This is a genomic window from Pseudomonas sp. Irchel 3H9 (genome assembly GCF_900187495.1).
GTDB classification, from domain to species: Bacteria; Pseudomonadota; Gammaproteobacteria; order Pseudomonadales; family Pseudomonadaceae; genus Aquipseudomonas; species Aquipseudomonas sivasensis.
In genome coordinates, this window is sequence record NZ_FYDK01000005.1 from 226,027 (window position 1) to 239,141 (window position 13,115).

A 13,115-nucleotide genomic window follows, 5' to 3' on the forward strand; every position below is an offset into this window, starting at 1 on the left:
TTTTTGTACAACACCCTCCTCTTTTATAGGACATGGATGTGATGGATTACCGTGATTTTGTTCGCCCAAAGTTTGTAGATCTGCTCCAGGCCCTGGGGCTTGAGTGTGAGTTCAAACGCGCACTGGGCAGTCAATTGTTCTACCGCAACCGCAAGGGTGACGAGGTCACCGTGACGGATTTTCTCGGTGGCTATGGCGCGGCGTTGTTTGGTCACAACGACCCGCAGTTTGTCGAACAGCTCTGCACACTGTTGCGCAATGACGTGCCCTTTAACGCCCAGATGTCGATCCGCGGCACGGCCGGAGCCCTAGCGCGCGCGTTGAGCGAAGCCTTCAATCGCGAGCTGAAGAACAACGAACAATACATTTCGACCTTTTCCAACAGTGGTGCAGAAGCGGTCGAAATTGCCGTCAAACATGCCGAGTTTCGTCGTCAGAAAAACCTGCAACGCCAGTTCGACGAACTCGACTTCACCCTGGCCCAATTGACCTCCAGCGACCGCGCCTACCGCGAAGTGGATGTCGCTGACCTCGACTTGCCGGCAGGCCTGCTGCCCGTGCACCTGAACACGGCCACGGTGCGCCAGGTGGTTGAAGCGGTGCGCCAGCACAACCTCGCCGAATTGCATGTCGAGCCGGTCTTTGTCGCCTTGCGCGGCAGTTTTCACGGCAAACTGGTCAACACCGTGCAACTGACGTACGGCCGCCAGTATCGCCAGCCGTTCGCGCGTTTCGGCCTGAACGTGGAGTTCATTGACCCCCAGCAACCCCATCAACTCCAGGAGCTGCCCGCGCGCCACACCCGACATTGGCTGAGCCTGCAATGGAGCGGGGATCAACTGCTGGTCAAGCGCGATGCGTTCAGCGCGATCACCGCCGTACTGATGGAGCCGATCCAGGGCGAAGGCGGCATCATCGAATTCTCGACTGATTTTTACCGGGCGTTGCGTCGCCTGTGTAACGAGCAGCAGTGCCCGTTGATTATCGACGAGGTGCAGTCGGGCTTCGGACGGACCGGCACCTTCCTGGCCAGCAGTCATTTCAATCTGCAAGGCGATTACTACTGCCTGTCCAAAGCGCTGGGCGGTGGCCTGATGAAGATCGCGGCCACCGTGATTCGCAGCAGCCACTATGAAAAAGACTTCAGCTATATCCACAGCTCGACCTTCGCCGAAGACGATGCCTCCTGCCACATCGCCCTCTCGGCACTCAATCGTCTGTTTGCCGATGACCAAGCGATGCTCAAGGACGTGCACACCAAGGGCGAATACCTAAAGGCCTCACTGCTTGAGCTCAAGGCGGCCTACCCAGGGGTGATCGCCGATGTGCGGGGCCGCGGCCTGTTGCTGGGCTTTGAGCTGCATGACCAAAGCACAAATAGCTCGCTGGTGCAGGCTTCAGCCCAGTACAACGACGCCTTGGGTTACCTGATTGCCGGCTACCTGTTGCAGTTTGAAGCCCTGCGCGTGGCGCCTTCGGGCAGCAACTCCAATGTGATCCGCCTGGAGCCGCCCGCCTGCATCACATTCGCCGAGATCGACGGGCTGATCAAAGCCCTGCAAAAGGTCTGCGACATGCTGCAACGCGGAGATGCGTTCCCGTTGGCCGCTACCATTTGCAATGACCTGATCCCGGCGGTCGCGCCGCGCGACACCGGCTTCCAGGTCAACGCCCTGCCCAACGCCCCGCAGGACACCCCCATCGTCGCCCGCGTGGCCTTTATCAATCACTTGATCGATGCCGACATCCTCGGTGATGTCGATCCCTCACTCGGCCAACTAAGCACCGAACAAAAATGTGTGTTCATGCAACGCACCGCACCGGAACGCCGGGCGGCGCCCGTGGGCCCGGTGGTGATCCGCTCGAAGCTGGGCATGGCCGTGGAGTTCACGTTGTACCCACTGTGCATGGACTCCAACGCCATGGCGGACTACATCATCAGCGGCGATCTCGACGTGATTCGCAAAGAAGTCGGCAATCGCATCCTGGACGCACGCGCCGATGGCTACCGCGTTGCCGGGTTGGGGATGTACACCTCCATCGTGACCAACAACTGCCAGGCCCTGAAAATTCCGGACATGGCGCTGACGTCCGGTAACGCCTTGACCATCGGCATGGGCCTTGAGGCCATCGAGCAAGGCTGCAAACAACAGGGACTTGAGTTGCACGCACAAACGGCAGCCGTGGTCGGCGCGGCCGGTAACGTGGCGTCGACCTATGCGTCGCTGCTGTCAGCCGCTGTCGACCACGTGATCCTGATTGGCAGCGGCCGCGATGGCTCGCTGCGCCGTCTGGAAAAAACCGCCCATCTGATTTACGCCGACGCGGCCCGCTCGATTCTCAAGGGCACGGCCAGCGACGACTTGCTGGCGCAGCGCCTGCTCGACATCGACGGCATTCACGCGCTGATAAAGGACTTCGGCAGCAGCTCGCAGTTGGGCCTGCAGGTCTCGCGCCTGGTGCAAGAACGCCTGGGGGCCAACGCCTTCATTACCGTCACCGATGACCTGCAAGCACTCAAGCGCGCACGCATCGTGCTGTGTGCGGCAAACGCAGCGCAGCCGTTTCTCGACGCTGGGCATTTCGCCGAACACAGCGTGATCTGCGACATCGCCGTGCCGCTGAACGTTGATCAAGCGATCGGCACCCAGCGCAGCGACGTGCTGTACATGCACGGTGGCATTGTCCAGACGCCGTTCGACGACGGGCTCGCGCCGAATGTGCGGGCCTACCTGAAACAGGGCCAGTTGTATGCCTGCATGGCCGAGTCGGTGCTGATGGGGCTTGCGGGAATTACCCAGCATTACTCCTACGGCGACATCAGCCGCGAACAAGTGCAGCAGATTCGTGCGTTGGCGGCGATCCATGGCTTTGGCCTGGCGCAGTTCAAGACTCACAACTCACTCTAAGGAACGGCCATGACCACTAAAACAGCGGTAGTCACCGGAGGCAGTCGCGGCATCGGCAAAGCGGTTGTACTGGCACTGGCCGAGGCCGGCTACCGGGTTGCATTCAACTACGTGCGTGACGAAGCGGCGGCCCTGGCGGTGCGCGATGAAGTCGAAAAGATGGGCGGCGAATGCCTTACCGCGCAGTGCGACATCAGCGACGCGCACAGCATCAAGGCGTTTTTCGAACAGGTTGAACAACACTTCGAACGCATCGACCTGCTGGTCAACAACGCCGGGATTACTCGGGATGGTTTGCTGGCAACGCTCTCGGTCGAGGCCATCAGCGAGGTGATCCAGACCAACCTGATCGGCACACTGCTCTGCTGCCAACAGGTGGTGCCCGGCATGATGCGCCAGCGTCAAGGCTGCATCATCAACCTGAGTTCGGTGGCGGCGCAAAAGCCTGGCAAAGGCCAAAGCAGCTACGCCGCCGCCAAGGGTGGTGTGGAGGCGCTGACACGTGCCCTGGCGGTCGAGTTGGCGCCGCGCAATATCCGCGTCAACGCGGTGGCGCCGGGGATCGTCAGCACCGACATGACCGCCGCCTTGCTCGAAACCCACGAGCAGGAGGTCCAGTCGCGTCTGCTGATCAAGCGCTTTGCCGTGCCAGGGGATATCGCCGAGGCCGTGCTGTACCTGGCCGACCGCGCCACCTATGTGACCGGCGAAGTGTTGTCGGTCAATGGCGGGTTGAAAATGCCATGAGCGCATCTCGAACTTTTTTGATTTCCGGTGCCGCCAACGGCATTGGCCGCGCAGTCGCGGAACACTTCGCCACCGACGAAGCCCATCGCCTGATCCTGGTGGACCGTGACCTGGCCCAGCTACAAAGCTGGGTCGGCAACGGGGCATTTGCCGCAAGCATCGAAACCCATGGCGTCGATATCGCCGACCTTGCGAGCGTGCAAGCGTTATTCAACGACCTGTCGGTGCGCCTCGGTTACATCGATGTCCTGGTCAACAGCGCCGGTGTCTGCAACGAGAACGAACCGGAGGACTTGGACAACTGGCACAAGGTGATTTCGGTCAATCTGAACGGCACCTTTTATGTCACTTCGCTGTGCCTGCCACTGCTGGCGGACCGAGGGCGAATCATCAATTTGTCGTCGATCCTGGGCCGCATCGGCAAGGTCCGCAACACCGCTTACTGCGCCTCCAAGCACGGCATTATCGGCATGACAAAAGCACTGGCGCTGGACCTGGCACCGCGCCGGATTACCGTGAACGCGATTTTGCCAGCCTGGATTGATACGCCAATGCTTCAAGGCGAATTGGCGACTCAAGCCAGTATTGCCGGAATCAGTCAGGAGCAGATCCTGCGCAATGCCAAGAAAAAGCTGCCGTTGCGCCGTTTCATCCAGGCTGACGAAGTCGCCGCCATGGTGCGTTACCTGGTCAGCCCGGAGGCCTCCGGCGTCACGGCCCAGAGCCTAATGATCGACGGCGGCGCCGGGTTGGGGATGTAGCCATGAACACAGCATTGCTCACACGCAGCCTGTTGCTTGGCCTGATATCGCTGGCGCCACGCCTGGCGGGTGCGGACCTGCTGCCGACCCATGCCGACGCGGAAGTGGGATTGGCCAGTGCCCTGCGCTTGCACGGGGATGATCCGGTCACGCAGAAAGCGGTGTATTTCAAGGCCAACCTGGAAGACAACTGGGACAGCGGCTACTACAAGGCCAAAGGCCGGGTACGCTACGACGCGCGCTATGACGGGCATAACCCTTATAGCCAGGAGGCACGGGATGACTACCGTTTCAGTGCCGACTGGCGGCATCTGTATTGGGGCCATTACCTGGGTGACGGTGAGGTCACCGTGGGTTGGCAGCAAGTCGTCTGGGGCCGCGCCGATGAGTTGCGGGTGCTGGACCAGGTCAACCCTATCGATTACCGCGAAGGCGTGACGGCCTTGCTTGAAGACAGCCGCATCGCGGTGCCGATGGTGCGTTTGACCCAACCCGTGGGCGAGTGGGAAGTAGAAGCCTTGTGGATAACCGACTTCCTGAAAAACCAGGCGCCGGCCCAAGGCAGCGAATTTGACGCTCCGTTGTTCGCAGTACCGGACCCGAACCTGTTCCTGGTCGGTTCAAAACCGGACTACAGCGGGCAAAAGGGGTTCTCCTATGGCATGAGCGCCAACGGCAGGATCGGTTCGGTGGACGCCAGCTTTGTCGCCCTCAACGCCCGCCAGCAAGACCCGGTGTATGCCGTCGAAGGTATCGCTGACGATCAGCGCGTGGTTCTGGAGCGCCAGTTCCCCCGCTACAGCATGGGCGGTGCCGGCCTGGCGATCGACGCCGGCCACAGCATCGTGGTGCGCAGTGAGGTGGCCTACTTCGACCGCTGGCACGTCACCAATCCGTACCGTAACCACGGCAGCAGCCAGAGCCCGATGGTCAAGTCCTTGCTGGGCGTGGACTACCTGCTGCGCAACTGGCTGATCTCCGTGCAATGGCAGGAGCAGCAATTGCTCGACTGGCAGCAGGGCATGGTGCAGGACAAACGCGAGCCGCTGTTCACGCTGTCCGCCGAAGGCACCCACCTGCGTGACCGCCTCAAATCCCGCCTGGTACTGGCGATGTCCCCTCCCGCCAAGGACGACGCCTTGCTGCAAGGCGTCTTCACGTACACCCCCGTGGACTGGCTGAAGCTGGGGCTGGAGGTGGATGTGTTTTTTGGCAAAGAAGACCGCACGTTTGGCCAATACAGCCAGCGCGACCAACTGCGTGTGTCGGCGGGTTATCTGTTCTGAGCCCCGTTCCGACCTCAATAAAAAAACCACTTCAAGAAAAGGAAATTTCTATGTTGCCGCCCCTCAAGGTCCTGACCGCCAGCCTCCTGATGCTCACCAGCATGGGGGCTCTGGCCGCCCCGAACGCCGACGAAATCATTCGTCAGGCCCGTGACCGCAATGACGGCAAGAGCTTCATGTCGCAGGTTTCGCTGATCCTGCTGGACAAGCAAGGCAACAGCCGGGTGCGCGAGTTCAGCTACCTGCAAAAGGATTACCCGGACAGTGACAAGTTCACCATGTACTTCTCGGCCCCCAACGATGTCCGCAACGTCGCCTTCCACATCGAAAACCCCCACGAAGCCCTGAGTGCCGAGGACAGCCAATGGATGTACCTGCCGGTCAGCCGGCAAACCCGCCGGATCTCGACCACCGACAAGCGTGGCGCATTCATGGGCAGTGATTACTCCTACGCGGATTTGGACAAGATCCGGGCCGACGACTACAGCCAGACACTGGTAGGCGAAGAGACCATCAACGGGCGTGAATGCTACGTCATCGAGCGCACGCCGGTGTCTGCGCAGATCCTGGCCAAAACCGGCTACAACCAACTCAAGGTCTGGATCGACAAGCAGAACAGGCTGGTCATGCGTCAGGATTTCTTCGACGTCAAAGGCGTGATGTTCAAGCAGATGCGGACGCTGAAAGTCGAGACAGTCGATCAGATCGACAGCATCACCCTCAGCGAAACCGAAGACTTCATCGCCGGCACGCGCTCCCAACTGAAGTTCAACCAGTTGCAGTACAACGTCGAACTGGACGACTGGCTGTTCAACCAGACCGCGATCAAACGCGGCCTCAAAACTGGCGACCTGCCTGAATTTGCCGTCTCCGCTCGCTGAATACTGCGCCTGCCTTTCGTGGAACCGATTGAACTATGGAACGATACCTGAACTTCGTTGAGCGCTATGCGCGCACGATTGTATTTGTGCTGGTGGCGATCACGGCCTACTTCACCTATGCCCTCGGCTCGCTGATGTCGGACACCAATCCCTATTTGCTCAAGGAAAGCCATCCAGCGCGAAAAACCATTATTGAACTGCAACACGAATTCACCGGCACCTATGACTCGGTCATGGTGGCCCAGAGTAATGCGCACAGTGTGTTTAACACTCAGTCGCTTAACGCCCAGTTCGAAATCTCCCAGGCCCTTCGCCGGCTGATGCTGGCCAATGCCGACGATGAGGTCGAGTTGCGCCGCATTGTCGGCAAACACGAAAGCGACAGTCGCGCCCAACTGTTGGCCAGCGATATCCTCGGCGATGGGTTCAGCCAGAACGATTACGCCCAAGCCAAAGCCCTGCGCGATCACGCCCGCAGCCAGGGCTGGGAGGAACGCGATCAGCAGTTTCTAGCCTTCCTGGCAGAACGGATCAATCCGATCCAGGAAATGGCCTCGATGGCGGACCTGGAAAACATCAGCCTTAGCGCCGACGGCGAACTGTGGATTCACAAGACACTGCACGCCTTGGACATGGACCCGCAACTCGTCGAAGCCCAGATCATGGGCAATGAGCAAATGGTCGGTGGAGTGGTTTCCCCTGACAGGAAAGTCGCGGTGGTGGTGGCCGAGTTAGGCACCAAGCAAGACGATGCTCAGGCGCAACTGCGGGCTTACCAACAGGTTCGCCAAATCGTCGCTGACTATCAGAGCAAACATCCGCAGTTCACCGATGAAGTGTTTATCGCCGGAACCCCGATCTTCATCGCCGCCCAACAAGAGATCATCGATCACGACCTGGCGCTGCTGTTTCCGATCGTGTTCCTGCTCGTGACCTCCATGCTGGTGTTCTTTTTCCGCAAGCCCTTGGGCGTGTTCCTGCCGCTGTTCAATATCCTCTTCTGCACAATCTGGACGCTGGGGCTGATGGCATTGTTGAAGGTGCCCATCGACCTGCTTACCAGTGTGCTGCCGGTATTTTTGTTCACGATCTGCTGTGCCGACGCGATACACGTGATGGCTGAGTACTATGAGCAACTCAATGCGGGCAAGACGTACCGCGAGGCCAACCGCGAGACTATGCGCCGCATGGTGGTCCCGGTCGTGTTGACCACCGTGACCACCATCGCCACGTTCATGATCTCCACCACCAACAACATCGTCAGCATCCGCAATTTCGGGGTATTCATGTCCATCGGGCTGACGGCCGCGCTGATCATCTCGCTGCTGTTGATTCCGGCGTGGATTTCCATCTGGGGTAAAGACCAGCCGTTGCGTAAAACCGTACACAAAGAGTCGATTATCTCGCGCTACCTGGTGGCTTTTTGTGCCCGCCTGATCCGCTGGCGCAAACCGGTGCTGTTGGTCAGCTTGCCGATGTTGGCGCTGATGACGGTGTTTACCTTCATGGTCGATATCGAAGACTCAGGCATCGCTTACTTCAAGAAAGACAGCCCGGTGCGTGTTTCCGATGAGTTCATCAACCGCTCACGGATCGCGGGCACTTCCCCTGGCTGGATTGCGTTCGATACCAAGACTCCGCGTGGCGCGCTGACCACTGAGACCGTGCAGTTCCTCGACAAACTCGACCACTTTCTCAAGTCCCAGCCCAACGTCAGCTATACCTATTCGGTGGCGGCCTACGTCAAGCGCATGAACCTTGTGCTCAATGACATGAACCCCGAATACCTGCGAGTACCGCAGGCCGTGGAGCAGGTGACGTCAGTCAACGATGAGGGGCAGGCGGAAACCTTTGAAGTCGACGGAAACTCGCTGATCGAGCAACACATCATGATGTTCGAGAACGGCGGCGGCTCAGACTTGCAGAACGTGCTCAATGCCGACTACTCCAAGGCCTTGACGCTCTACACCATGACCTCTTCGGTGGCCAGCGACTACAAAGACATGCTTGATCGCCTGGACGCCTGGCTGTTGGTGAACAAGCCGGCCAACCTGCAGGTGACCCATGCCGGTACGCCGAAAATCTGGACCGGCATCCTGGCGGAGATCACCCAGGGCCAAGTCCTGAGCTTCTCGCTCGCGCTGCTGGTGGTCACGCTGATGATGATGTTCTGGTTGAAATCCGTCCGGCTGGGGATTCTGGGCATGCTGACGCTGCTGACCACCTCGGTGACGGTGTACGGCTTTATGTACCTGCTGAACATTGAGCTGAACATTGGCACGACACTGGTAACGTTCCTTGTAGTGGGCGTGGTGGATTACGCGGTGCACCTGCTGTCGCGTATCAAGTTGCTGGTCCAGGAAGGTATCCACGTGGACGAGGCGATTTTGACGGCGATGCACAGTGTCGGGCGTTCGACGGTGGTCAACGTGGTGATTTTCTCCGTAGGTTTCCTGGCCCTGCTGTTTTCCGCCTACAAGCCGGTCATTGACTTGGGCACGCTGGTCGCGCTGGCTCTGTTCTCCAGCGGTGTGATGACCATTTTGTTAGTAACGCTGATATCTCCGTGGTTCTTCGCAGCCATTGTGCCCGAGCAACGGGGAGATGAACGCGAACACCCAGAACGCCAGGGCGCTTTGGGATAGACGCTGAAGAGGACGACGCCGGCCATATCCATTGAGCACCCACGGATTGCCGGCGTTTGCGAAGCGCACACACCGCTTCATGAGATTGTGCAGCACGTTCGTTCAGGCCGTTTTGGACAGATGTTCAAACTGGCATTGGTACTGGGCGTCCTTGAGGCTGCTTTCGAACTGTTCAAGGCCGTCGTAGATGCTTTGCAACCCTTCGATCTGAGTCTTCAGTTCCAGCTTTTTATCCGCAATGGCCTGGTTGGCCAAATCCCACGGCAGCTCCTGGCCGCGGTGATCCTGAAGGATCGCCTGCATTTCCTTGAGTTTGAAGCCAAGCTGCTGCGCGCATTTGATGAACGTCAGCAGTTCAACGCTTTGCTGGCTATAGACCCGGTACTTACCTTCGCGCGCAGGCGGTGGCAGCAAACCAATGTCTTCATAGTGGCGGATGGTCTTGACTGTCGTGCCCGACAGCTGGGCTGCTTTGCCGATATACATGTAAAAGTCCTTTTTTATGGCACAGACGGGGGGTGCGCACTTTGGCGCGCCGCATCTTCACACATGTGTGCGGCGTCTGAAACCCGACAGTGTCAAAAGGCTATGCAGTGGCAGAGATGAAGCAGGCATCGCCTGTTGCAAGGCGATGCTGTACAGCGGTGTGTCAACGAGCAGCGATCTCCTGAGCTTGCTTGAGCCAGGCTTGTCGCTGGGAATCGCCGGAACCGAGGATCGGCCCGAACGTGAGGGTCTTCAACGGTTTGATGCCGCAGAACTCCAACGTGGTCTTGCGCATCTGGTGCAGCCCCGGCATGCGATAGAACCATTTGTAGTACCACGGCGGGGTATCCATCGTGACCAGCAGGTGAGCGGTGCGCCCCTTCAAGAGCTTGTCGGGAAAGGCTTTGCCTTCGCGGTACTTGAAGGCGAAACCGGGAAGGAATATCCGATCGAAAAAGCCTTTCATCAAGGCCGGAATCCCTCCCCACCAGATGGGATACACAAACGCCAGGTGCTCAGCCCATGTGATATCGGACTGCGCCTTGAGCAGATCAGGCTCCAAGAGCTGAACCTGCTTGTAGCCATCGTGCAGCACGGGATCGAAGCGCAGCGCATCCAGCCGTAACAGACGCACCTCATGCCCCGCACGTGTAGCCGCCTCCACATAAGTGTCGGTCAGTGCTCCACAGAAACTGTCGGTTGAGGGATGCCCCAAAATCACCAGAACTCGCTTACTCATCATCACTTCATCCTGAAAGTTGAGCGTTCAGAATAGGGTGTGCCCGTAACGGGAGAGTCAACAGGGAGGTTTGCCAAATGCTGGTATAGCCTGGTGCATTGCGCACCGGCAGGTAAGCTCCAAATCGCAGGCAAAAAAAAACCCGGAAATCCTCACTTACGTGGGCCTTCCGGATTTTCTAAACCGCCAAAAATGGTGGGTCGTGTGGGATTCGAACCTACGACCAATTGGTTAAAAGCCAACTGCTCTACCAACTGAGCTAACGACCCGCTGTGTGGTGGCGCGTATAATACTGATTTCTAAGGATTATTCAACACCTTATTTGAAATAAATCAGAAATAACGCGTTGGGTCCGTAATTCCGGCCATTTTGAAGCCCTCTGCACGCAGCCGGCAGCTGTCACATTTCCCACAGGCACTACCGCCTTCGTCTGCCTGATAGCAGGAAACAGTCAGCGCGTAATCGACGCCAAGTCCTACGCCAGCCTTCACGATATCGGCCTTGCTCATGTTTTGCAGCGGCGCCTGGATACGAAACCCCTGCCCCTCTACACCGGCCTTGGTGGCCAGGTTGGCCATGCGCTCAAAAGATTCGACGAACTCCGGACGGCAGTCCGGGTAACCGGAATAATCCAGCGCATTGACGCCGATAAAGATGTCGCGGGCGTTAAGCACTTCGGCCCAGCCAAGGGCCAGGGACAGGAACACTGTGTTGCGTGCCGGTACGTAAGTGACCGGGATGCCTTCCGAGGGTGCTTCTGGCAGGTCGATGGTGTTGTCGGTCAACGCCGAACCACCCATGCCGCCTAGATTCAGGCCAACCACCTTGTGCTCGATCACACCGAGGTCGCGGGCGACACGCGCAGCCGCGTTCAACTCGGCGCGGTGACGTTGGCCATAATCGAAGCTCATGGTGTAACAGCTATAGCCTTGCGCTCGCACCATGGCCACCAATGTGGCGGAGTCGAGACCACCGGATAGCAGAATGACTGCGCGCTTTTGATCAGTCATCTCAGCGCCCCGGCTCGTCGTTCCACAGGTATTTATGCAGCTGCAATTGCAGGCGTACGGGCAAGTTATCGGCAACCACCCAGTCGGCCAGATCGCGTGCGTTCAGGTCATGGTGGCTGGGGGAGAACAGCACTTCACCGGCACGGCGTTCGAGGCCGTACTGGATCAACTTGGAGTTAGCCCAGTCGTAATCCTCACGAGAACAGATGACAAACTTGACCTGATCGTTGGGCGTCAGCAGTTCGATGTTCTCGTAAAGGTTGCGGTGCGCTTCCTTGGAGCCTGGGGTTTTGAGGTCTAGCACTCGGCTCACACGCGGGTCTACCGCGGAGATATCCAAAGCACCGCTGGTTTCCAGGGAGACTTCGTAACCGGCATCACACAACTGCTTGAGCAAAGGAATGGCGTTGGGCTGGGCCAGGGGCTCGCCGCCTGTCACACAGACGTAACGCGGCCGGTAGCCGGCAACCTGCTCCAGAATGTCTTCAAGGGTTCGAACGGTGCCGCCACTGAAGGCATAGGCGCTGTCACAGTATTGGCAACGTAACGGGCAGCCGGTCAGGCGCACAAATACTGTGGGCAGGCCGGCGGTGCGCGTTTCACCCTGTAACGAGTAAAAAACTTCGGTGATGCGTAATGTGTCTTGCATAGTCGCCACGGGCGTAACAGCTAAACAGGCTGTCCGCCTCCGTCAGGCACTTCAAGGAACCCCGCCAACGCGTAGGCCCCAGGAAGCGGGTGTCATAAAAGGGCGTGGATTCTAACGAAAAAACCCGCGCCAGGCGCGGGTTTCTTCTAAACGGGCAGCATCGCTTACAAGCGTTGCAGATCCCGTTGAGCCAACTGTGCAGCAGAAGTGCCCGGATATTGGGCAACGACCTGCTGCAGAATGCCTTTGACCTTGTCGGTATGACCCAGGCGGCGCTCTACGTCAGCGAGTTTGTACAGCGAATCCGGCACCTTGGCGTGCTTGGGGTACAGCTGGCTGACCTTGGCAAATGCCTGGCCCGCCCCCTGCAAATCACCCTTTGCCAGGTTCACCTCGCCCAACCAGTACTGGGCGTTGCCCGCGTACTGGCTGTTTGGGTATTTGCGCAGGAAGGCGGTAAACGCCTGGCTGGCCTTATCGAAATCCTTGGCTTTGATCAGGTCGAAGGCTGCATCGTAATACAGCTTTTCCTTCGCAGGATCACCCGGTTCACTGCTGGCGGCAGGGGCTTGGCTCGCGGCCGCGGCCCCTACTGCTGCACCACCGGCAGCGGCGCTTGGCGCGCCACCGGCAGAAGAATTATCAGGAGTAGCGGCAGGTGTAACGCCGGCTCCTATGCGTCGATCAAGATCCTGGTAACGCTCCAGGCCTTCTTGCTTCAGCTGACGCACTTCATTCTGCAGAACTTCAATGGTGCCTTGTTGCTGCGCCAATTGATCCTGCATGCGTTGCAGCTGGTTGAACAGTTCGCCCTGTGCCGAAGGGGCGGACGTAGCCGCCCCCCCAGCATAGGCGCCGTTCGTGCCATAACCTGCTGGCGGATAGCTGCTCCCGCTATTGTTATAGCCAGAGTTGCTATCTTCCACAGGAACCGCAGCCCACACCGCAAGCGGTGCGAAGCTGAGAGCCAATACAGTTAGAGCACGACGGCACGTTCGCATG

Annotated in this window: 11 protein-coding genes and 1 tRNA gene; 6 read left to right on the forward strand and 6 right to left on the reverse strand. The window is 58.7% G+C overall.

Translation table 11 applies throughout. The features are described from left to right. The first annotated feature begins 41 nt into the window (after nt 1-41). From CKW32_RS19740 to CKW32_RS19765, 6 genes are read left to right on the forward strand one after another with little or no spacing between them, the layout of a single operon-like run. A complete protein-coding gene (locus CKW32_RS19740; RefSeq protein ID WP_095185757.1) occupies nt 42-2,909 on the forward strand; it encodes an aminotransferase class III-fold pyridoxal phosphate-dependent enzyme in 2,868 nt (955 codons plus the stop codon). A gap of 9 nt (nt 2,910-2,918) precedes the next feature. After that, nucleotides 2,919-3,656, forward strand: coding sequence for a 3-oxoacyl-ACP reductase family protein (locus tag CKW32_RS19745; RefSeq protein ID WP_032890939.1), 738 nt, complete (start codon nt 2,919-2,921; stop codon nt 3,654-3,656). Beyond that, nucleotides 3,653-4,417, forward strand: coding sequence for an SDR family NAD(P)-dependent oxidoreductase (locus tag CKW32_RS19750; protein WP_095185758.1), 765 nt, complete (start codon nt 3,653-3,655; stop codon nt 4,415-4,417). The genes CKW32_RS19745 and CKW32_RS19750 overlap by 4 nt, the downstream gene beginning before the upstream one ends. Before the next feature lie 2 nt (nt 4,418-4,419). Further along, a complete protein-coding gene (locus CKW32_RS19755) occupies nt 4,420-5,703 on the forward strand; it encodes a DUF1302 family protein (protein WP_095185759.1) in 1,284 nt (427 codons plus the stop codon). A 50-nt stretch (nt 5,704-5,753) separates the two neighbouring features. After that, nucleotides 5,754-6,584 (forward strand): outer membrane lipoprotein-sorting protein, encoded by an 831-nt coding sequence (locus tag CKW32_RS19760; protein WP_032890933.1) that lies wholly within the window; start codon nt 5,754-5,756, stop codon nt 6,582-6,584. Between the two features lie 35 nt (nt 6,585-6,619). Then, complete coding sequence (locus tag CKW32_RS19765) at nt 6,620-9,229, forward strand: RND family transporter (RefSeq protein WP_095185760.1); 2,610 nt, start codon at nt 6,620-6,622, stop codon at nt 9,227-9,229. Between the two features lie 102 nt (nt 9,230-9,331). Here CKW32_RS19765 and CKW32_RS19770 read toward each other — a convergent pair whose 3' ends face one another. The 6 genes from CKW32_RS19770 to ybgF form a co-directional block, all read right to left on the reverse strand. Next, nucleotides 9,332-9,715 (reverse strand): MerR family transcriptional regulator, encoded by a 384-nt coding sequence (locus CKW32_RS19770; RefSeq protein ID WP_032890929.1) that lies wholly within the window; start codon nt 9,713-9,715, stop codon nt 9,332-9,334. A gap of 163 nt (nt 9,716-9,878) precedes the next feature. Further along, nucleotides 9,879-10,457 (reverse strand): NAD(P)H-dependent oxidoreductase, encoded by a 579-nt coding sequence (locus CKW32_RS19775; RefSeq protein WP_095185761.1) that lies wholly within the window; start codon nt 10,455-10,457, stop codon nt 9,879-9,881. A gap of 190 nt (nt 10,458-10,647) precedes the next feature. Beyond that, nucleotides 10,648-10,723 (reverse strand) — tRNA-Lys (locus CKW32_RS19780). A 63-nt stretch (nt 10,724-10,786) separates the two neighbouring features. Beyond that, nucleotides 10,787-11,464 (reverse strand): 7-cyano-7-deazaguanine synthase QueC, encoded by a 678-nt coding sequence (gene queC / locus CKW32_RS19785; RefSeq protein ID WP_032890925.1) that lies wholly within the window; start codon nt 11,462-11,464, stop codon nt 10,787-10,789. A 1-nt stretch (nt 11,465) separates the two neighbouring features. Beyond that, on the reverse strand, nt 11,466-12,113 hold the full coding sequence (queE, locus tag CKW32_RS19790) for a 7-carboxy-7-deazaguanine synthase QueE (protein WP_095185762.1): 648 nt from the start codon (nt 12,111-12,113) through the stop codon (nt 11,466-11,468). A 164-nt stretch (nt 12,114-12,277) separates the two neighbouring features. Beyond that, nucleotides 12,278-13,114, reverse strand: a complete 837-nt coding sequence (ybgF, locus tag CKW32_RS19795; RefSeq protein WP_032890921.1) for a tol-pal system protein YbgF — start codon at nt 13,112-13,114, stop codon at nt 12,278-12,280. Between the last annotated feature and the right edge of the window lies 1 nt (nt 13,115).